The sequence below is a fragment of the Chakrabartyella piscis genome, assembly GCA_030067835.1.
Classification (GTDB): Bacteria; Bacillota; Clostridia; order Lachnospirales; family Anaerotignaceae; genus Chakrabartyella; species Chakrabartyella piscis.
In genome coordinates this window covers 2,631,727-2,653,825 of record CP092441.1, presented here as the reverse complement: position 1 = coordinate 2,653,825, position 22,099 = coordinate 2,631,727, and the positions used below count along the sequence as shown (strand labels likewise).

The following is a 22,099-nucleotide window of genomic DNA, read 5'->3' as shown; positions in this document are numbered from 1 at the left end:
GCAAAGGACAAAAGAAATGAGGAGTGAACCATATGAAGCGTATCGCAAGTATATTTATGATGAGTGTATTATGTGCAACTACAGTGTTTGCTAGTGCATCAGTACCCAAAGATGTGGAGCGTCAAAACATTGATGGCACAGAATACATCACAAAAACATTTGAAGCCACCACGGACATTGAGTCAGAATCTTTGATTGAATCTGATTTCACCGATGGTGGTTTTTTATTTTCCTATGAAACTGTGGAAAAAGTGGAAAACGAAGGCACAACAATAAAGGCGGTTACGGAATCAGAAGTTGTGGAAACCCAGTCGGATCAGTTGGAGGACATCATCCGATTGTTCCCACAAACAAAGCCATATGATGCAGACGGATTTACAGGCGAGTTGACACTCAATGCCAACAGCATCACAACCGAAGCAATCGGCTACGAAACCAGCTATTACACCATTACGGACACAAAAGAAATCCCGGGGCTTATGTACCCCGATCCATCCTATGTACCGCAAACCAGTTTGAAAAATGGCACAACATTGCCACTGACAGACATTCAGTTTGATGTTATGGCAACCAGTTTGAGTGGCGATAGCCTTGTGCCAACGGAGTACAAAGCAGTGGGAACCTATTCCAAAACATTCTCCAAACAAGTGCCAACAGGTTACACTTCCAAAGCGATATACGAGGGGGAAGTATCCAAGAATCAAGTGGATACAGTGACTTATATCATCACCTATGTGGGTACAAAAATGGATGATGGATTGCCCTCATATTTAATTGCCATTTCCTGTGTGGGTGGTTTGTTGATTCTTGGTGGACTTGGATTGTTAGGGTTTTTATATTTGAAATCCAAGAAAGGTGTGGATATTTACAACTTGATTGATGGAGAGTATTTCTGCCTTGGAAAACAATCCATTGACGTAAAAAATCCTTTAGTGGATTTGAACGAATTCGAGGACATGATCCAATCCCATACATTCCGTTTTATTTTGGATAAGAAAGTTGCAAAAGAGTTGTATGGTAGAAATATTTCCATCACCTTAAAAGATATGACCGTCAAACATATGGTCAAAAAACGCAACCAAGAGTATGAATTCGAGCTGGACATGGGAGGTGTTTTGGATGTGGAATAAAAGAATGAAAAGGCTTTTGTTGTTACTGCTTTGTTGTATGATGTTGCCCATTTCTGCTTATGCCTTTGGGGAATCTTTGGAATACACCTATACAACAGAAAATCCAGAAGAATTTGTCATCGGTGGCACGTCTTTTCTCAACTTTGGTGGTGAAGTGGCAGACTATCTATATGATATTTACGATATGACACCACAAACAACCTACACATCGGAGTATGGTACAAACATCATTGTGCCAAGTGAGGAAACAGAGAATTACACCACTTATGCACCGAAAAATTCACCTGTCAGTGGTACCTATGTGGCAAGTTCCAGTGGAACAATCACAGGGCAGTCGACCAGCGAATACCAATACATTGCAGAAGAATATGAAACCTACAATATCTACCAAACCACAGGCATTGCAGATGTGAGAAATGAAGATGGCAGTATTGGAACACTCATCATTGATGCAATCGACTTGAAGGTGACAGCCTATGATGGCGATACCTACGAAGCAATGGCAAAGGGCATTGGACACGTTGCATCCACATCTGCTTGGGATGGGAATATCGGTTTGCTTGGGCATAATCGAGGTACAAACGATTACTTCGGTGATTTGGAGGACTTGGAACTGGGTGACATCATCGAATACAAAACAACCCTTGGCACAAGAGAGTATGAGGTGGATTTTATTGGTATCATCTCCGATACGGATTGGACAAAATTGCAATACACTATTGACAATCGTATCACCCTGATTACTTGCGTTGCGGATCAAAGTGACAAAAGATTGGTGGTACAAGGGGTAGAAATTGATTGAGTTTTCCCCATAGCTATTGCAACCAACTCATGGTAATGTGTAAGTCAAAAGGAGCTGATCATATGAAAAAACAACTTGCACTTACACTTGCCATGATATTGATGTTGGGAACACAAACCTTGGCAGCAGAACGAAACATCGTTGGTGGTTATGGGTTATACAACCACTTGGGAGAACGGATTGGAGAGGTATTGCTCATCAATGAGAATGGAACAATCATTCACGAGCAAAAGTTAGAAGAAGTTGAAACAATGAAAGTAGAAACAACAGAAGAACAAATAACACAAACAGTATCAATCCAATCAGAACTAACCTATTCAACTTTAGTATTAACCGAGCCACCAGAAGTAGGTACTGTACTTGGAAACATTATGAAAGAAGGTGAGAACCTACCACTCAATTACGCATCTAGTTACACAGAACCTTATGCCACTTATTCCCTTGGGCAATGTGCTTGGTATGCCAATGGTAGGTTGCGAGAAGTGACCAACAAACAGGTGCATATCAGTGGTGCAGCCAAAGGGTGGATTGCAAAGGCTGAAGAAATGGACGAATTTCTTGTGGAATATAACATCAATCAACCACAGGAAAATTCGGTGGCGGTATACATCCCAATCAATCCGAATGACACACACCCAGGTCATGTGGTATTCATCGAATATATCGAAAGGGATGATGCTGGCAATCCAACGTATATTTATTATACGGATGCAAATGGAAAGTGCGATACAGAACTGGATGTATTCACACCAAATGTAGATGGAGTGGTACGAAAGGAGAGTTTCGAGGAATTTACAAAAGATACCAACTTGAGATTATCAGGTTATGTTTCCGTCAATTTCAATCAGTAAAGGGTATCAATCAATAGAATAAGTGATAAGACCTTGGAGAACTTTTTTCTATTCGTGAAAAGTTCCCCAAACCCTTCAAAAACACTCTTTGAAGGAATTTTAAGACCTTAAGGCGTTGCCTTAACAACCACCACCCTTTGAAAAGCGTGGACGTAAACTTTATTTTTAGCAATTTATAGTTATTGCTAATGGTTTAAGACCTTGTATATCGAGGTCTTTTTTCTTTGGAAAGGATGATAAAATGAGAAATCGAAAATGGATTTGCGTGTTGTTGTCAATGATTTTAATGCTTTCATCGGCATTGACTGCTTTTGCAGGCACATCATTGGATACAGCACTGAACAAAGTGAATCTCTATATGAAAGCAGAAAAAGGCGCACAGCTTATGACATGGAAAGGCGTCATTGATGCAGATAACTTCGCAACAGCAATGATTGTCTATGAAACAGAGGATGGCGAAGAATTGCCAGCCTATTGTGCCAACCCAGACAAACCCGGGGTGGAAGAAATGGCAAGCCATACCTACGATGTGGATGTGGATCAGTTGGATCAAAACCCAGAGGTTTGGGGTGTCATCACAAATGGCTATCCATACAAATCGCCAGCGGAGTTGGGTGTCAGCACAGACTATGAAGCCTATTATGCAACCAAAATGGCGGTATGGGCAGTGGTACATGACAACTACAGCGACTTGGATGATTGGGCAGCCAATGGGAGCCAAAACACAGCGGTGGAGCAAGCTATGAAAAATCTTGTTGCCATTGGACGTGCCGATGAGTACGTTTACAACACTTGGTTGGCAACCACACCCACATCACCAACTTTGCAAGAAGAAGGTGATTACTACACACAAACTTATGAATTGACTTCAAATGTGGAACTGGAAAGCTACTACATTGTACTCAGTGGCGATGTGCCAGATGGGACAGTGGTGCTTTCGGAGTCAGGGGAAGAAGCAATGGAGTTTGATGGTACAGAGAATTCTTTTTCCATTCAAATCCCAAAGGATAGCATCACAGAAGAAGGCACTTTCCGAGTTTTGGTGAAAGCAACATTGGAGAATAAGTCGGTTATGTATGGCAACTCACATGATGATACACAAGATTATTACGTTGCACCAATGCCAACCTACAATGGGGATTCTTGGGTAGATATCACCTATTCTGCTGACGAAGGCGCACCTCCAACAACAGAAACAACCGATCCAGACGAGCCTACAACAACAGGATTGAACATCTTAAAGGTGGATGCTGGAACAAATGATGGACTTTCTGGTGCAGTCATTCGTGTAACCAATGCCACAGGTGGAGTCATTGGCACATATGTGACAGATGATAGTGGTAGCATCAATATCCAAGACTTGCCTACAGGTGCATATTACATTGAAGAAATTGTAGCACCAGATGGTTACGTTTTGGATGAAAACCCTCATCAAGATGTGGTCTTGGAAGAAGATAGGGATACCACGGTCACTTTTGCCAACGAACCAGAAAGCAGGTTGGAAATCACAAAAGTGGATGCAGATACTGGGGAGAAGTTGGATGGTGCAATATTCCGTGTGGCTTTGGACGATGGCAGCAATTCTTTTGATGTGCAAACAGACAACAGCGGTGTTGCCTATCTTTCCAACATGAAATCTGGAACTTATACAGTGACAGAATTGGTTGCGCCAGATGGATATTTGTTGGATGATACACCACAAATTATCAAGTTGGTAGCTGGGGAAACTGCAACACTTACCATGCAAAATCAAGCAGAACCAGGTCTTTTGGTACGTAAAGTGGACGAAGATACAGGAATGCCCCTTGCCAATGCAGTGTTTAGCATTGCGAAAAAAGGCGAAACCATTATTTACGAAATGACAACGGATAAAGCTGGTGAAATTCGTTTGGAAGGTTTGGAGGAAGGTTGGTATACCATCACAGAAACAACAGCACCAAGTGGATATTTGCTGGAAACAGAGAGCAAAGATGTGTATTTGGAACCCAATCAGTTGGTGGAAGTGATGTTCACCAATCGTTTGCGACCATCCTTGCAGATTATGAAAATTGATGCTGTGACAAATGAACCTTTGGCTGGTGCAACATTCAAAGTCACCAAAACAGAGGATATGACCGTCGGCGAATACATCACCGATAGCACAGGTACAATCGTCATTAGGGATTTGGACGAAGCTGTGTATACTGTGGAAGAAATCTCTGCTCCAACAGGGTATATTTTGGATACCCAGCATAAAGACATTGCTCTGGAATGGGGCAAAACAAAAACTTTGGTGTTTGAGAATACAAAGAATCCCACACTGATTATTACAAAAATCAATGGATTGACCAATGAACCCATTGCAGGCACTGTCTTTGAAATTCAATATGAAAATCCAGATGGTGGCATTGAAAATCTAGGCACTTATAAAACAGATGCCAGTGGCAAAATCGTCATTGAAAATGTGTCAACTGGTTGGTATATTGTGACAGAAACCATACCAGCCCAAGGATTTAGTTTGCCATCCAATCCCACAACTCGCATCTATCTGTCAGAGGGCGAAAATGCCTATCTAACCCTAGACGAAACTGGAAGTGATGATAGTCAAGATACAACCACAAGTGATAATGACTATACAGGTGGTGTGACAAACTATCCTTTGAACAGCATTGTCATCAAAAAAGTGGATGCAAATACTTCTGAGATGTTGGCTGGTGCAGTCTTTGAATTGCGTCAAGTTTCGGAAGATATTTCTGGCAACTCAGGTACAATCATTGGTCGATATACCACAGATAATTCAGGGATTGTTGTGGTAACAGGCTTGACCGCAGGTGCATATATCGTGGAAGAAGTTGATCCACCAACCAACTACTTGCTATCAGAAAATAGCCAACAACAAGCATGGTTAAAGGCAGACGGAACGAGTATCGTAGAAATGACTTTTACCAACTATCCATATGGTTCACTTCTCATCAATAAGGTGGATGAAAACGATGGTACACCTTTGGCTGGTGCAGTGTTCAAGGTGACAACAGGTGATGGCACACTTGTGGGCAGTAGCAATGGGGAATATACCACAGATCAAAATGGTGAAATCCTGATTCCAAATTTGAAGCCAGATAGCTATGTGGTGACAGAAATCCAAGCACCATCAGGGTATGTCATCAACTCAACAGCTAAGACCATTGACATTGGTACAGATGGCAAAACCTATGAATTGACCTTTTCCAATCAACCACTCAGTGGCTTGAAAATCATCAAACTGGATAGCGAAACCAGAGAACCACTTGCAGATGCAGAGTTTGAGGTACGCAAGCTGAATGGGGAATATGTAGGTGATTACAAAACAGATTACAATGGCACATTTTTCGTGGAAGATTTGGAAGATGGATTTTATGAGGTGACAGAGCAGAAAGCACCGACAGGCTATCATCTGGATAATGAACCAAAGATAGTCGAGGTGAAAAGCACACAAGAAACGGTTTTGGAAGTGTTGAATGAACCTTATTCTGACCTTGTCATTGAAAAGATTGATAGCCAAACAGGAGAACCCATTAAGGGCGTAGAGTTTTTGATTACCAAACTGAATGGGGAAGAAATTGGCTACTATACAACAGATAAATATGGCTTGATTACAGTAGAAGGCTTGGCATCTGGTGATTATATCTTGAAAGAAACAGAAGCAGCAGATGGCTACAAAATCGAAGATACTGCAATCGAATTCACTATGATAGACGGACAACGAACAACAGTGGAAGTGGAAAATACACCAATGTCCTCCTTGTTCATTCGTAAGATTGATAGCGTAACCAAAGAGGGTATTGGCGGAGTAAAGTTCCTTTTGTACGATGCAGACAATGATCCAATCGGTGAATACGAAAGTGATAACAATGGGTATGTATGGCTGGACAAAACCTTGGAAGATGGCAAGTATAAACTAAGAGAAATTGAAGCAGCCGAAGGATATATTGGTGATGATGAAGTGAAAACTTTCTGGGTTAAGGAAGGAAAAACTACGGAAATCATTTGGGAAAACACACCACAAGCAGGTCAGATTGTAATTACCAAACGATCTTCAGAATACAACGAATTGACAGGCTTGCCAGCAGGCTCATCCCTTAGTGGTGCAGTGTTTGAGATTTATAACATCACTGGAAACTTGGTGGATCAAATCACATCTGATAGCGATGGTGTGGCAGCATCCTCACTTTTGCCAGTGGGTGTCTATACCATCAAAGAGGTTTCTGCACCGAGATACTATGCACTGAATGATACAATGTTGTTGGCAGAGATTAGACACAATGGAGATATCATTCGCTTTGAAGTGTTGAACAGTAGCATAGATTTGGATTTGAGTATCCAGAAAAAAGGACCAGTTCAGATTATGCCATCTAGCACCATTCACTATGAAATTTATGGTGTGGAAAATGGTTCTTCTGGTAGCATAGAAGATTTCTATATCCACGATAGAATCCCAACAGATGCCACAAGAATTCTCAAAATCACAACCGGTACATTCAATGAACGTGGGTACTACACAATCACCTATAAAACCAATTATCGTGATTATATGGTGCTTGCCGATAACTTGCTGACGGAAAATGATTATGAGTTTAGCTTACATTCCAATGTGCTTGGTTTGCAAAATGGCGAGTATGTAACTGATGTGCGTTTTGAGTTTGACAGCGTTGGCTCAGGCTTTGCCCAAACAAAAAACATTAGTGTATTTTGTCAAGTGTTGCCAACTATGCCTAGTGGGTATCAAATCATCAATCGTGCAGAAGTTGGTGGACGTTATGGAAATGAATGGGAATCCAGAACAACCAGCTGGAACACCACTGTATTTGGACTCAATCCAACCTATGTAACATTGCCCCAAACAGGGTATTGATGAATCAAACAAGAATAGCATAACTTAAAAATGGCTATGGGACTTCAGATTTTGAGGTTCCATAGTTTTTTAAAAGAAAGGTAGTGAATATATGACAAAGAAAAAAAGAATGATGTTGTATTTCGGTGTTGCTGTTTTGGCTGTAATACTGATTTTTTTATTTGCAAATGAAGTATATGCAGCAGATGTTTCTGGCGCTATTGAGGAAACTTGGAAAGCAGCAGCACTGGAAATCAAAGAGGTGACCAATCAGGTTATCTTCCCTGTGGTGGATATGATTCTGGTGATTGTGCTGTTTGTGAAACTTGCAGTAAGTTATTTCGATTACAAAAAACATGGTGAGTTTGACTTTATGCCACTTGCTATTTTGTTCTTTGGGTTGATGTTTGCCCTGACAGCACCGCTTTATATTTGGGATATTTTAGGGATTTGATAGAACAAAACCCACAGCACTTAATATGTTGTAGGTGTGTTTTATGATTAGATGGATATTTGGTATTTGGCATAGAATTATGAATTGGCACGTTTATTAGCAATCTCAAAAGCACGCATATCTCCACGTCCCCAAGTTGCAGTTAGTTTCAGTGAGCATATTTTCCAATTGCCATTTTCTTTTTTCAGTTTGTGCGTATAATATCCGCCAATAGTTCGACCGATTTCACTTGTGCCTTCCTGAACAAAATGTTCAGCTTGCATATAAACTACAGTATTTGCAGTGTCACCATTGATATCAATTACAAAATTTGTTAACTGATGTTGTGTAACATTAAACCCTGGTATTAGAGAAGTCACTTGTCCAATATATTGGTCATTTGTCACTGTCATAGAAGGACCTCCAGATGTAGTGAAGTCGATGTAGACTTCATCGGAGAGGATGGATTTTAACAAATCCCAATCACGTAGGTCAGCAGCTGTTGCATATTTCAAAATGGTTTGCTCAATTAAGGCTTTATCATAAAGCCATTTGATGGTTTGCTCTGTATTCATAAATACCTCCCAAAGTTATATTTATAGTTCAGTATCACCAAAACAGTGGGAGATATACGAAGTGTTATGTATAGAAACTTGTCAATTGGGTTTCTTTTGTAAAATACCAATCTAATATAAGTATCTTTTGGGATGTTTTAGGGATTTAGCAAATTATCGCAATTTCCATAAAACAAAGTCTATTTTCTTAATATCGCTTATGGTTGAATTAGGAAATTGAGCATCAAATTTTTGGAGTAATTCTGTGCACTCACTTGTCCCCATAAAAGACTGATAACGATTAATAATATCGTCGTATACGGATATTGTTTTTTCGATTCTATTTTTAGCGGATGGATATGGCAGTTTTAGACCGAAATTTTGCAAAACAAATTTATCTAATATGGGATAGGTTGGATCAATAGTCGCTAGCATTTTACTAGAAAAAGATGCTTCGACACGATTTGTTTCATTGTATAATGTTTTTATTATAGTGGAAAAATCTGGTGATTGTGTTTTTAAAGATTCAAACAAAGAAAAATAAAGGGTGTAGAATTCTTGCGAGCGTTGTCGCATCTTGAAGAAACCATTAAATGCTTTTTGGAATTCTTTATTTGAGGATAAATCTGTGTTATGAACTTGGCTTACAATAAATTCATATTTATGTAGATCGGATTCAAGGTTTTGCAGTATCAAGTCAATAGATTTGATATCCATATTAAACATCTCCTTTTCAAAATCAGATGATTTATTCTTTAATACTATCTTAGCATATCTTGTGAAATTATGATACTTAGAGTAAAAAAGAATTAGATTTTGTTACATATTGGTATAGCTTATACTTCAAACTTCGAGTATTGTGTGTTTACAAAACAGAAAAGGAGATGAACCCAAATGGAAACCAAGAACTTATGTGCTCAGATTCCAATAGCCTTACACCAGAAAGTCAGTGATGAGCGTGAGAAAAAAGGCATCACAACAAGCCAATATGTAACAGAAATCTTAGAAGAATTTTATCGAATGAAGGAGGCAAAGCCAATGACAAAAGACACCAGAACCCTTGCACTGCAAATCCCAGAAGAACTATTCGAGAGAATCAAAGACCACTTGCAGAAAACAGGAATGAAGCAAAAAGACTTTATCATCGGCTTGATTTTAGAAGCCTTAGAGGACGAAGAACACAATGAAACAAATAAAATAGAAGCAATGTAAACATCAATAGACAAACAACTTGGAGAGTGAAAACTCTCCTTTTTTATTGTGAAGGAGGTGGTGGTATCAAAAAAGAAATGACAATGGGTTCATTATTTGATGGGATTGGTGGCTTTCCACTTGCTGCCATACGAAATAGAATCAAGCCTGTTTGGGCATCGGAAATCGAAAAGTTTCCAATGGAAGTGACGAAAGTACACTTTCCAGATATGTTGCATCTGGGTGATATTACAAAACTGGATGGAGCAAAAATACCGACTGTGGACTTGGTTTGTGGCGGGAGTCCTTGCCAAGATTTGAGCCTAGCGGGAGCCAGAAAAGGCTTAGCTGGGGAGCGTTCAGGACTATTTATGGAACAAGTAAGAATAATCAAAGAAATGAGGGATGCAGATGAAAAACGAGGAAATGCAGCTGAATTTATTCGACCAAGATATATGCTCTGGGAAAACGTCATGGGTGTGTTCTCCTCCCAAAGTGGCGAAGATTTCAAGGCGGTCTTGGAAGAAACGTGCAAAATTGCTGACAGCACCATACTTATACCTCGACCTGAGGGAGGGGTATGGAAATCTGCTGGGTGCATTTTGGGAGGAAAATTCAGCGTTGCTTGGCGAGTATTGGATGCGGGGTACTGGGGTGTCCCCCAAAGAAGAAATCGAGTGTTTCTTGTGGCAGATTTTGGAGGACATTCCACATATCCGCAAGAAGGCGGAGCAAAACCGAAGGTTTTGACTTTTGGTTTACCAAAAGTATTGAACAACCCAAAATACTATTTGAGCAAGACAGCTTGCTTGGGAATTTTAAGGAGAGCTGAAAGCAGAGGAAAGGAATTGCCAAAGCAGTTGAAAGATGCATTGTTGATTCAATCAGGGCAAATGGCAGAGGTGCAAATGGTGGATGATGAATTCAAAAGTTACCACATCAATCAAAGAAATGAGGGGATTGACTTGGATGGATTGTCTGGTGCCTTGCTTGCAACACAGAACATACAGATGCAAACATTTGTGAAAGAACCACTGTATTGTTTGTCCGACCAAGGTGGTGAATGCATGAATGTTACCAAAGATATGGTTGGAACTTTGCGAGCCAGTATGGGTGGTCATTTGCCGATTATCAAACAAGAGTTGTACGAAAATCATGCAAAGGATGCAAGGTACACAGGGCCACTTGATGTAGCACCAACCATATCTGCCATCTATGGAACAGGCGGAAATAATACTCCATTTGTTGCAGAACCAATAGCTTTTGGAATCGAAGCCATCATAAATGAAACAGACACATCTCATACCTTAGATACAGCAAATCCCAATCCAAACAAATCTCAAGGAGGACTTGCCATTGTGCAAGAAAGCTATTGCATTGCAGCCAACACCATCAATAGAGATGTGAAAAATGGTGGCAATGGATTGGGTTGTCAAAGTGATATTGCATACACTTTAACTACCGCAGATGTGCATTCGGTTTACAAACCAGAGCCATACCAAGATGTGGTTGGTGCAATTTGTGCCACCGATGACAAAGGTCCAAACAACCAATATGTGGGTGCAAATAAATGTATCGTAGATCAACAACAGGTGTTTGGACAAAGTTCTTATGGTGGATATGGTGATGAAATCAGCACACTTTGTGCCAGTGGTGGATATTTGGGTGGTGGAAGTGAAAACTTATCGGTCAGCCGAAATTTAGTTCGTAGATTGACACCCTTGGAGTGTGAACGATTACAAGGTTTCCCAGACAACTGGACGAACATTGATGGTGCAGCCGATTCCCCAAGATACAAAGCACTGGGCAATAGCATTGCAATTCCTTGTGCTGAGTACATCATGCAAGGCATTGCGTTGGCACTGGGTGGAGGTGATATATGTGTTTGATTTGGCGGTGGATGGTGTTCTAGATCAATTTTGCGATTGGATTTATGGGAGCATTATCGAATTTTTTGGTGAGTTTTTTACTATGATGAATTTAATGGGTGCAGAATTATTTGAGATGGATTGGATTCAAGGTCTGCTCTTATTTTTTTACCAATTCGCTTGGTGTTTGTTCATTGTGGGCATTGTGGTGGCTGTTTTTGACATGGCAATCGAAGCACAAAAGGGCAAAAATACCATACAAGACTTGGGACTCAATATCCTAAAAGGCTTTTTTGCCGTTAGCTTATTTACAATAATTCCAATCGAGCTGTACACCTTTTCGGTGAATCTTTCTGGGAAACTGATTTATGGCTTGACCAGTTTGACTTCATCACCAGATGATTATGGTGCCATTGGTGAATTGGTTGCAGGCTCATTTCAACTGATTACGGGTGGGATATTCATACAGATTGTCTTGGCATTTATGATTGGCTATGCTGTGGTCAAGGTGTTTTTCGCAAACTTAAAACGTGGTGGCATACTCATTATTTTGATGGGGGTAGGCAGTTTATATATGTTTTCTGTGCCACGAGGATATGGCGATGGCTTTGTCAATTGGTGCAAACAAGTGATTGCTCTTTGCATGACCGCATTCCTACAAACCATCATTTTAATTGCTGGACTTGTGACCTTTAATGCAAATATGTTGTTGGGAATTGGAGTTATGCTATCGGCAACGGAAGTGCCACGAATTGCCAATAACTTTGGCTTAGATACCAGCATGAATGTGAATATGATGAGTGTGATGTATTCTACACAGGCGGTCACTAGATTGATTAAAAAATAAGGAGATGAAGCAAATGTACATTTACCCAAGTAATTTAAAAGAAAAGTCCAAGTTCGCACTGTGGTCATTGAAAGACATTACCATACTGCTCATTGGTGCGATTTTATCCGCTGTGATTTTGGCAGTGATAGACGTGATGTTGCCATTGGTGCTGGTTGCAATCTATGGATTTTTGACCGTTCGTAGTGAAAATGAAGTGACAATCGCAGACTATATCAAGTTTGCATTTCGCTTTTTTATGAAGGAACAGCAGACGTTTGATTGGAGGTTTTGAGAAATGTGGTTCAAAAAAGAAAAGTCCACACGAGATATGGTGGGGATAGCCAATATAAATGAAACGAGCATTGAAACACTAGAGGATGAAACTTTGGTGTTTTTTATTTTGCAACCAGATAACCTTGCAGTGCTTTCAGAAGGAGCAGTGCATACAAAGATACGAAATCTAACTGCAATTTTGAAATCTTTAGATGGCTTGGAGATGGCATGTATCAATTCCAGAGAAAACTTTGATAGCAACAAACATTTTTACAAACAACGCATTTCAGAAGAAAAAAGTTCAAGAGTCCGTGAGATTTTGGAACAGGAATTGACCTATCTGGATCGTGTGCAAGTGCAAATGGCATCGGCAAGGGAGTTCTTGTTGGTGGCAAGGGCAAAGAATAGCCAAGAAGAAGTATTGGCTGTAATTGGCAGAGTGGAAAAGCTGTTGAAAGACAATGGCTTTAATGGACGATTGGCAAGGAAAGAGGATTTGAAGCGAATTTTATCGGTTTATTTCATTCAAAATATCACCCAAGTGTACTTTGACGATATAGATGGAGAGCGATATGTGAAAGAAACTATTCTGTAAAAAAGTGTGTTATATGAAAGAAGGGATGCTATGAAAATCAGTAAAATCAAGAAAAACAAGTTGTTGTTGCCAAAAACAGAAAGAGAAAAAGAAGAAGCTAAGGTCAAAGATTTTTTGGATATGTGTAGTCCATCGGTGTTGCGGTTTTATCACGATTATTATATTTGTGGTAGCAGTTTTCGTTCTGTTTGGGCAATCAGCCATTATCCGTCGGAAACCAATGAACAAGCCATTTTGCAACATTTGGGCGAGCGTTCAGGTGTAACGATTCATATTTACACAAGGCACGTCACATCAGCTGAAGAACGAAAAATCATTCAAAATGCAGCCAACAAAAATCAACTGGAACGTTCTACAGGGGATATGCAAAGCACTGTTGTGGCAGAAAGCAATCTCCAAAGTGTATCCAATCTCATTGCGCAGCTGCACAGGGATCGTGAACCTTTGATTCATTGTGCGGTATATATTGAAATTTCAGCACCATCACTTGAAAAGTTGAAAGAGATGCAATCCGATGTAGAAGCAGAACTGACACGTTCCAAACTTTCCTGTGACAAGCTTTTTTTGCGACAACAAGAAGGTTTTCAATCGGTGAAACCATGTGGACACAACGACTTTCGTGAACAGTATGAACGTGTGTTGCCAGCAACCAGTGTGGCAAATACCTATCCATTCAACTATTCAGGTAAGGCAGATGAAAAGGGTTTTTACATTGGAAACGATAAGTATGGTTCAAATTTATTCATAGATTTTCAGAAACGAAGTGAGGACAAAACCAATGCAAATGTGTTGATTTTGGGAAATTCAGGACAAGGGAAATCCTATCTGATGAAGATTTTGATGACCAATATGCGACTTAGTGGTATGGATATCATTTGCCTAGATGCAGAATCGGAATATGTGGATTTGACAGAAAATCTGGATGGGCAATACTTGGATTTGACCAGTGGAGAATTTATCATCAACGTACTTGAACCAAAGGCTTGGGATGATGGTGAAAACATTTTGCCTCGTCATATTTCATTTTTGCGTGACTTTTTCCGTTCTTATAAGGAGTTCACCACAGCAGAAATTGATGTTTTGGAAATTTTGTTGGAAGAATTGTATGATAATTTTGGTATCAATGAGGATAGATTACTTGGAAATTTGAGTGGCAATGACTTTCCCATTCTTTCAGATTTATACAAACTGGCAGAAGGGAAGTTGAATATCTACCAGAATGACCGAGGAAATATCTACACAAAAGAAACCTTGCGAAACCTGTGCTTGAAAATCAAATCCATTAGTATTGGTGCAGATAGCAAGTTTTTTGATGGACATACCAATATCAAAAATCATAAATTCATTACATTTGGGGTGAAAGGAATCCTTGAAGCTGACGAAAGTATTCGCAATGTTATGCTGTTCAATGTGCTTTCTTATATGTCAGATGCACTGCTATCCAAAGGGAATACAGCAGCATTTTTAGATGAGTTATATCTCTTTTTGTCAAATGTAACAGCCATTGAATATATCAGAAATGCAATGAAACGTGTGCGAAAAAAGGAAAGTGCTGTGATTATCGCAAGTCAAAATGTGGAGGACTTTAACCAGCCAAATATCAAAGAAATGACAAAACCACTTTTTGCTATCCCAACGCATCAATTTTTATTCTTTCCAGGGAATATTTCCAAGAAAGAATATATGGAAATGTTGCAACTGGAAGAATGTTTGTATGACTTGATTGGCTATCCAGCAAGGGGTGTTTGTGTGTTTCGTCATGGTGCTGACGTGTATCACTTGGTTGTGAAGTGTCAGAAATATAAAGAAAGATTGTTTGGAACTGCAGGTGGTCGCTGATGAAAGTAGCGTTACTCAAAAAAGCCATTGCGACAGCTTTGACAGACGAGAGATTACGAAATGGTGTGCTTTCTTTTCTGGTTGGGGTTGTCATTTGCCTGTTATTGCCACTGCTTTTATTGGTTTCTATGGTCAATACAGAAGCAAATTATAATCGTGAAGTGGCAAGAATTGTATTTCAACAAGAAGAAATACCTACAGATTTCCCAGAAGAATACGTTGCATATATCGAGGAAATGCAAGAACAATTTTTGATTTTAGATGAAGTGATAGAAGAATGGATAGAGGGGAATACAGAAGAAAACACGGATGGACTTGATGACTTACAAATCAAGTCTTATTTTTATGTTTTGTATTTTGGCAATGAAGATTTGGATTTCGAAGAATCATTCTATCAAGAATTTGTAGAAATTTTTGTGGAGAACGAAACTGATTTGGAGATACAGAATGAATTGGAAACATTGCTGGATATGGAATTTACAGAAGATTTGGCAAATGACCAAAAGGAACTATATCTCTTTGTGAAGTATGGTTATGCAGCAACATCCAATTTCAATGGCATTCCCAGTGAAGCCTTTGACGATGAAACCTTTGCAGCATTGATGAGCGAAGCAACGAAATATATTGGTATGGCTTATGTTTGGGGTGGCAGTTCTCCTGTGACAGGTTTTGATTGTTCTGGCTTTATTTGTTGGAGTTACACCCAATCTGGCGTGTATCAACTGTCCAGAACAACAGCACAAGGGATTTATAATCAATGCACAAGTGTTGCAAAAGAGGATTTGCAACCGGGGGATTTGGTGTTTTTCACAGACACATATACATCGACATCTGATGTAACCCATATCGGCATTTACGTTGGTGATAACCAGATGTTGCATTGTGGTGATCCTATTGGATATGAAAGTTTGAGCAATTCTTATTGGAAACAACATTTTTATGCATATGGAAGATTAGCAGATATGGATTGAGATTAAGGAGGAAATGATATGAAAATTTTAAAAGTAGAAATGGGCAAAGAACCTTATATGAAAGAAATTGAATCGGATTTGAAGTCATTGCAAAATGAGGTGGAAGGCTTGATTGAACCCATCTATATGGACGATGGCAACTTAATTATCGTCAACGAAGAAGGCAAAATCAATGGAATGGAACCCAATCGTTGGCTTGGAAATGAGGATATCATCCGTGGTCCATTCTTTGTTTGTGGAGATGATGGCGAGGAATTTGTGTCGCTGAAAGAGGAAGATATTGAAAAATACAAGGAAATGTTTTCTGAAATTCCCACATTTACCATGCAAGAAAAAGCACTGGAACCAAGGGTGGAAGTATATGGATTTAATCCAAAAGACCTAGATTGGATGTGATTAGGTATGAAGAAAAAGATTGTAATTGAATTTGAAAAAGACAAACTGGATGCACTGGTGTTCTATTTGCAGAAGAAAGAAGAAAAACTAGAGAAAGAATTGGAAGCTGTCATCGAGGAATTGTATCAAAAACGTGTACCAGCGGTGACAAGGGAATACTTGGAAAGTAGGATTGTAAGTGAAAGTAAGTCAAAAATAGAGAAGATAAAAGAACAACATTCGGTTCAAACAAGCACAAATGCTATGAGAAATGAAAACATGGAATCAATGCCATAAGCGGTGAATGGCGATGTGTCCCCACTGTAGCCACGGTGTGCCATTTTGTTTCCCTAATGGAGCAACTGCCCCAATGAGAGATGTAAACCGAAATTTGGGCGAATGGTGGCGAAGTATGAAAAGAAAGAAAAGAAAGTTGAGGTGGTGCGTATGGTTTCATAATCAGAGATTTACAGGGCTTTTTAGGTCTTTTTAAGAGTTGCAGGATAAAGACAGGTATACCTGTCGGCTCACATCCCACGGCAGTGCCGAGGGGGAATGCCCAAAATCAAGGCTTTCAGGAGATTTTGAGTTACTATCTAAGGGTATACGTCAAATGAAAAAAGTGCTGTTGGAGGTGTACACAAATCCCCAAATGCTTAGAAAACAGCAGAAACGATAGGTATACGGGAAGGTATACCTGTAATGAAATGGAGGTTTTTCAATGAAAAATACAGAAAAAAGCAAAGCGAAAACAAGGTTGATGGTATGGTTATACCCTGAAATGTGGGAACAAATAGATACAGTCTACGAATCTGATAACTGCAAAAGTCGCAGTGAATTCATAGAAAAGGCAGTGAAATTTTATCATGGATATTTAACAAGCACTGAATCTGCGGAGTACCTATCAAAAATCTTGGTAAATTCTATGCAGGCTACAATTAAAGAATCAGAAAACAAACACTCAGGCAACTTATTTCGCTTAGCGGTAGAAATGAATATTATGATGAATTTGCTTGCGGCAAGTATCAACGTGGATGAAGCTGATATCAAAAAAATACGAGAACGATGTATGCAAGAGGTGAAAAAAACATATGGAAAAATCAAATTTGAAGATGCGATTGCTTATCAACGAGGTGATGGTTGATGGCAAAGTTGATTTTGAAATTTCCATATCTCAAGGGTGGTGCAACCCATAAGAAAAACACTGTGGAGTATATGGCAACGAGAGATGGTGTTGTAAAAAATCTGGTTGCCGATACATTTTTACATGACAAGAAAGAAAACTATGTTAGCTATATTTCCAAGCGAAAAGGGGTTGAGAAAGTTGCAGAGCATGGTCTATTTACTTCAGGCAATGCAGAAATATCCTTGCGAAAAGTTGCAGAAGAAGTGGCGAACCACGAAGGTAATGTCTGGACACCCATCATTTCTTTGAAACGTGAAGATGCTGAACAAACAGGATTCAATCATTTAGAAAAATGGAAAAACACCTTGGAACAATATGCACCCAAGCTTGCAGAAAATATGAAAATCCCCATAGAAGATTTTTGTTGGTACGCAGCCTACCACAATCATGAACAACACCCTCATGTGCATTTGATTTGCTATTCCCAGAATCCAAAGAAAGGGTATGTCACCAAGCAAGGTATTGCAAATTGTAAATCAGATTTATCCAAACTGATATTCAAAGACCACTTGCAAGATGTGTATTTTGCAAAGACAGAACGCAGAAAAGAACTGAAGGAAGAATGTAAAAAAGTCTTTGCTGAAATGGGAAAGCAACCAATGCAAAATCAAGAAATACAGAAGTTGGTTTTGGAATTGCGAGGACAACTCAATCAAACAAAGGGTAAAAAAGTATATGGATATCTTCCAAAGGATACAAAAAAATTGGTGGATGCAATCGTGGATGAATTGGAGAAAGAACCATCGGTACAGGAAGCATATTTGTTGTGGCAAGAGATGCAAAACCAAGTGTATGAATTGTATTCAGACAAGGAATATATCTATCCCAAATTATCTGAACAAAAAGAATTTCAATCCATCAAAAACAACATCATACAACAAGTTTTGTCATTGAACCACGCAGAAATTCAAACGCAGCAAATGGAAAATATATCTGTAAATCTTGTGAAGCACCTTTCCAAAATATTCAGAAAATCTATTGTCAATAAACAAGATACAGGCAAGTTGAAAGTGGAAAGCAAGTTGTTCCAAAAAATGATTGAGAAAAAACGAGATCAAGGGTTGAAATTGTGAAAGGAGAGTTATGTCAAAATTTACAAAGGAGCAAATCGAACAAGCGAACAATATTTCTCTGGAAGAATACCTTATGTGTCATGGCGAAGAATTGAAACAATCTGGCAATGAGTTTCGTTGGATTTACCATGACTCCCAAGGGAAACACGATAGCGTTTGCATCAAAAATAATCGTTGGTATGATCACAAAAATCAAAAGGGTGGCTATACCATTTCGTTCTTGGAAGAATTTTATGGTTTGGATTTCAAAGGGGCAATGGCAGAGTTGTTGGACAATACCGCTTTGCAAATGGAAGTGTCCTATCACACAAAACCAAAGCCAGAATTTATCCTTCCAGAAAAATCAAAATACAATCAAAAAGTCTATGAATACTTGGTGGGTAAACGATATATCCGCCAAGAATTTGTAGACTTTTTTGTTTCCAAAGGAAAGATTTATCAAGGATTTCAATTTAACAACATCGTTTTTGTTGGTACGAAACCAAATGGAATACCCCAATCGGCAAGTGCGAAAAGTCCGTACAATTCCTTTCGTTCAACGGTGAAAGGTTCTGATATGAATTATGGATTTTGTCATCGTGGAACCAATGAACATCTGTATGTGTTTGAAAGTGCGGTGGATATGTTATCTTTTATGACATTGCAAAAGGATTTAGAAAAAGGGAATAGCTACTTGTCGCTGGATGGCTTGTCGCCCAAGGCAATGCTTAGATTTTTGGAAGAACAGAACAATATCAAGCACATCCATATTTGTATTGACCATGATGTGGCTGGCATTGAAACCTATGATAAATTTTATGATATGTTATCTGAAAAAGGCTATACGATCAATCGTTTGTTGTCTAAAAATAAAGATTGGAATGAGGATTTAAAAGAACTACATGGAGAAATACCAAAATCAGCAGTTCCACATACAAAGATAGAACAGTACAAAATAGTTGCTGAAAAAATGATAGGTCGAGTAGGTCAGGGATATTACTATCCCTTTCCCCTCTAAGAACCGTGCATGAGAGTTTCCCCTCACACGGCTCAAGCAATTCTAAACATCTGCCAATACAGATGTCGGCTAGTCAACTAACGATGTTGTTTATAACATTTGTCATGCACAAGGTAACGAACTATTTGTCCGTTTTTTTTTTGTTCTCGCACATTCCATTGAATATCAGCAGTAATTGCTTCCCCACAAAGAGGACATTTGCGTTCCTGCTTATTCCACATATAAAGCAATGAATTTCTACCTTTTAGAGATAAAAGCATTTTATAGGTCATTCGTTCTTCAAAGTATGATTTCCATTCTACATCAAATGGATTGGCTTCCCCTTTTATTTTCTTATGTCTAATAATTTTAGTATCAAACACAAATTTCAGTGGGAATATATCTACCTTTCCATTCTTTATAGACTTGACTAAGAAAGTCCAACGTCTTGTTTTATAGAAATGAAAATACTTATTCGCAATCCAACGTTTCCCTTTTTTAGGGTGTCGTCTTTTTGCCCATTGCCACAGCTTTTGGAAGATTTGGTTATCCACTCTTTGGAATGTTCTTGAAGAAGCCCCACACCTATAGTAGTTTGCCCAACCTGTTAGTTTAGGGTTTAATAACCTGATTAATGTCTCTTGCGTACAAGATTTATTGCTATCAATTACATACCTAATATTATCTAGGAACTTCTTTACACTTTTTTTAGATGGTTGTGTAAGTAGTACACCTTTGAATTTCCTAACATTAAATCCTAGAAAATCAAACTGGAATGTCAACACTTTTTTGGACAATTTTTATAAGGTCAGTACCCGATATTCGGCTGGTGTTCTATAATCCAAAGAGCCATGCAAACGTATGTTATTGAACCAATGCACATAGTCTGCAAGTTCTAACTTCAATTGCTCCAAACTGACGAAATTTCGTCCTCGAACAAATTCTGTTTTGAATACCTTGAAATTGGCTTCTGCAACTGCATTATCATAGGGGCAGCCCTTCATGCTGAGGGATCGTTTGATCTGAAACACATCTAACATTTCATCAATGAGATAGTTTTTAAACTCGCTGCCGCGATCGGTATGGAACAGCTCGATTTCAGATAAATTCCCTTTGATTGTTGCAAAAGCATCATATACCAACTGAGCATTTTTGTGAAGTCCTGCACTAAATCCAACGATTTCTCGGTTGAATAAATCAATTAAGATACAAACATAGTTCCATTTATAGTTCACTCGAACATACGTCAAATCCCCAACAATTACTGCATTGGGAGGCTGGTTATCAAATTGACGAGCTAGTTCGTTTTTTACTGGCGACTCATTGCATTGTTGCTTTTGTGGTTTGAACTTGGCAACGGTATAGACCGAAATTAGCCCTAAACGTTTCATAATGCGGCAAATTCTGCGTCTAGAAACCTGTTTGCCCAACTTCTTCAGCTCTTTTTTCATTTTACGACTTCCGTAGACTTCTTTATTTTCATAAAAAATCCGTTCAATTTCTTGTTCTAATTCCGTATCATCTTTCTTGGACGAAGCCTCGTAATAGTAGGTACTCCTGCTGATTTCAAGGCATTTACACATGGCTGATATAGAGTATTTGTGTCGATTTGCTCGAATTACAATTACTTTCGTCCGAATATCAGCGCCGCTTGCTTTAGTATGTCATTTTCCATTCGTAGCTGTTGTAGCTCTTTACGAAGTTTGATGAGTTCAGCTTCTTCTGGTGTGCGATTATCAGCTTCTTTTGTAGAACCAGTAGCATTGTAACGCTGTATCCAGCGATTCAGTGCCGATGGTGTTAAATCGTATTCACGATTGATATCTGCTTTCGATTTTCCGTTGTTATATAATTGAACCATCTGCTGTTTAAATTCTTCTGTAAATTCTCTTCGTTGTCGTTTTTTAGTCATGTAATCATCTCCTTATTTTATATTAGTTTTATTTTACATGACCTTATCTTTTCTGTCTAGTTAAGTATAGCCATTCCAAGCTGTTTTGGCAGAGTCATAGGAGGATTAGAGAAATGGGAAGACGTAGTATATCGATAGATGAAAAGATAGAACGAGCTAAAGAACATGTATTCAAATGTAAAGATAAATATGATGAAGCACTAGCAGAGTTAGTTGCATTGCAGGAGAAGAAAAGTGATCTGCAAAAACAAGAGTTACTGGAAGCTATGGAGAATAGCACACGAAGTTACGAGGACATTTTGAAGTTTCTTGAAGGTAAATAAACATTAGGTCTGGGACGATTTTGTAAACGTCCTAGACCTATAAATGTTTTAGTGGGTAAATTTCAGGAA

Annotated in this window: 22 protein-coding genes; 18 read left to right on the top strand and 4 right to left on the bottom strand. The window is 39.0% G+C overall.

Features of this window, described 5'->3' with window-relative positions:
* Window positions 1–32 precede the first annotated feature (32 nt).
* The 5 genes from MJY40_RS11990 to MJY40_RS11970 all read left to right on the top strand — a co-directional run bounded on the left by MJY40_RS11990 (window position 33) and on the right by MJY40_RS11970 (window position 8,086).
* Window positions 33–1,130: a hypothetical protein gene (locus MJY40_RS11990; protein WP_317854279.1), complete on the top strand. Its 1,098-nt coding sequence runs from the start codon at window positions 33–35 to the stop codon at window positions 1,128–1,130.
* Entirely contained in the window at window positions 1,120–1,932 is an 813-nt protein-coding gene (locus tag MJY40_RS11985; protein ID WP_317854454.1) for a class D sortase, read from the top strand. Before MJY40_RS11990 ends, MJY40_RS11985 begins: the two co-directional genes overlap by 11 nt.
* 62 nt (window positions 1,933–1,994) lie before the next feature.
* On the top strand, window positions 1,995–2,783 hold the full coding sequence (locus MJY40_RS11980; protein ID WP_317854453.1) for a CHAP domain-containing protein: 789 nt from the start codon (window positions 1,995–1,997) through the stop codon (window positions 2,781–2,783).
* A gap of 241 nt (window positions 2,784–3,024) precedes the next feature.
* Window positions 3,025–7,653 (top strand): SpaA isopeptide-forming pilin-related protein, encoded by a 4,629-nt coding sequence (locus MJY40_RS11975; protein ID WP_317854452.1) that lies wholly within the window; start codon window positions 3,025–3,027, stop codon window positions 7,651–7,653.
* 91 nt (window positions 7,654–7,744) lie between these two features.
* Window positions 7,745–8,086, top strand: coding sequence for a DUF3852 domain-containing protein (locus MJY40_RS11970; protein WP_317854274.1), 342 nt, complete (start codon window positions 7,745–7,747; stop codon window positions 8,084–8,086).
* Window positions 8,087–8,163: 77 nt separating this feature from the next.
* Here the strand turns inward: MJY40_RS11970 and MJY40_RS11965 are convergent, their stop codons facing one another.
* Together MJY40_RS11965 and MJY40_RS11960 are read right to left on the bottom strand one after the other, a co-directional pair.
* On the bottom strand, window positions 8,164–8,640 hold the full coding sequence (locus MJY40_RS11965) for a nuclear transport factor 2 family protein (RefSeq protein WP_317854273.1): 477 nt from the start codon (window positions 8,638–8,640) through the stop codon (window positions 8,164–8,166).
* 153 nt (window positions 8,641–8,793) lie between these two features.
* Entirely contained in the window at window positions 8,794–9,336 is a 543-nt protein-coding gene (locus MJY40_RS11960) for a hypothetical protein (RefSeq protein WP_317854272.1), read from the bottom strand.
* A gap of 177 nt (window positions 9,337–9,513) precedes the next feature.
* On the opposite strand from MJY40_RS11960, the gene MJY40_RS11955 reads away from it, so the two are divergent.
* From MJY40_RS11955 to MJY40_RS11900, 12 genes are all read left to right on the top strand, one after another.
* Window positions 9,514–9,831: a 4-oxalocrotonate tautomerase gene (locus tag MJY40_RS11955; protein WP_317854271.1), complete on the top strand. Its 318-nt coding sequence runs from the start codon at window positions 9,514–9,516 to the stop codon at window positions 9,829–9,831.
* Window positions 9,832–9,908: 77 nt separating this feature from the next.
* Window positions 9,909–11,699 (top strand): DNA cytosine methyltransferase, encoded by a 1,791-nt coding sequence (locus MJY40_RS11950; RefSeq protein WP_416387502.1) that lies wholly within the window; start codon window positions 9,909–9,911, stop codon window positions 11,697–11,699.
* Entirely contained in the window at window positions 11,686–12,525 is an 840-nt protein-coding gene (locus MJY40_RS11945; protein WP_317856419.1) for a conjugal transfer protein TrbL family protein, read from the top strand. Before MJY40_RS11950 ends, MJY40_RS11945 begins: the two co-directional genes overlap by 14 nt.
* A 13-nt stretch (window positions 12,526–12,538) precedes the next feature.
* Window positions 12,539–12,799, top strand: a complete 261-nt coding sequence (locus MJY40_RS11940) for a hypothetical protein (RefSeq protein WP_317854269.1) — start codon at window positions 12,539–12,541, stop codon at window positions 12,797–12,799.
* Between the two features lie 3 nt (window positions 12,800–12,802).
* Entirely contained in the window at window positions 12,803–13,375 is a 573-nt protein-coding gene (locus MJY40_RS11935; RefSeq protein WP_317854268.1) for a hypothetical protein, read from the top strand.
* Window positions 13,376–13,405: 30 nt separating this feature from the next.
* Window positions 13,406–15,214, top strand: a complete 1,809-nt coding sequence (locus MJY40_RS11930; RefSeq protein ID WP_317854267.1) for a VirB4 family type IV secretion system protein — start codon at window positions 13,406–13,408, stop codon at window positions 15,212–15,214.
* Window positions 15,214–16,185 carry a C40 family peptidase gene (locus tag MJY40_RS11925; RefSeq protein WP_317854266.1) on the top strand — a complete coding sequence of 324 codons (972 nt, stop codon included), beginning with the start codon at window positions 15,214–15,216 and terminating at the stop codon, window positions 16,183–16,185. The genes MJY40_RS11930 and MJY40_RS11925 overlap by 1 nt, the downstream gene beginning before the upstream one ends.
* Before the next feature lie 18 nt (window positions 16,186–16,203).
* Entirely contained in the window at window positions 16,204–16,581 is a 378-nt protein-coding gene (locus MJY40_RS11920) for a DUF3846 domain-containing protein (RefSeq protein ID WP_317854265.1), read from the top strand.
* Window positions 16,582–16,587: 6 nt separating this feature from the next.
* Entirely contained in the window at window positions 16,588–16,857 is a 270-nt protein-coding gene (locus MJY40_RS11915; RefSeq protein WP_317854264.1) for a DUF6103 family protein, read from the top strand.
* A gap of 424 nt (window positions 16,858–17,281) precedes the next feature.
* Window positions 17,282–17,704, top strand: a complete 423-nt coding sequence (locus MJY40_RS11910) for a hypothetical protein (RefSeq protein ID WP_317854263.1) — start codon at window positions 17,282–17,284, stop codon at window positions 17,702–17,704.
* The gene (gene mobP3, locus MJY40_RS11905; RefSeq protein ID WP_317854262.1) at window positions 17,704–18,819 is read left to right on the top strand and encodes a MobP3 family relaxase; all 1,116 of its coding nucleotides are present in this window, start codon (window positions 17,704–17,706) and stop codon (window positions 18,817–18,819) included. The genes MJY40_RS11910 and mobP3 overlap by 1 nt, the downstream gene beginning before the upstream one ends.
* Before the next feature lie 10 nt (window positions 18,820–18,829).
* A complete protein-coding gene (locus MJY40_RS11900; RefSeq protein WP_317854451.1) occupies window positions 18,830–19,816 on the top strand; it encodes a DUF3991 and toprim domain-containing protein in 987 nt (328 codons plus the stop codon).
* Between the two features lie 77 nt (window positions 19,817–19,893).
* Here MJY40_RS11900 and MJY40_RS11895 read toward each other — a convergent pair whose 3' ends face one another.
* Window positions 19,894–20,580, bottom strand: a complete 687-nt coding sequence (locus MJY40_RS11895) for a group II intron maturase-specific domain-containing protein (protein WP_317856453.1) — start codon at window positions 20,578–20,580, stop codon at window positions 19,894–19,896.
* A gap of 15 nt (window positions 20,581–20,595) precedes the next feature.
* Window positions 20,596–21,707, bottom strand: a protein-coding gene (locus tag MJY40_RS11890) for an IS3 family transposase (RefSeq protein ID WP_317853734.1) whose coding sequence is annotated in 2 segments (ribosomal slippage) — window positions 20,596–21,455 and window positions 21,455–21,707 — 1,113 coding nt in all. Because the reading frame shifts where the segments join, the coding sequence is not laid out codon by codon here.
* Window positions 21,708–21,820: 113 nt separating this feature from the next.
* On the opposite strand from MJY40_RS11890, the gene MJY40_RS11885 reads away from it, so the two are divergent.
* Entirely contained in the window at window positions 21,821–22,030 is a 210-nt protein-coding gene (locus MJY40_RS11885; RefSeq protein ID WP_317853736.1) for an ErpK protein, read from the top strand.
* Window positions 22,031–22,099: the final 69 nt, after the last annotated feature.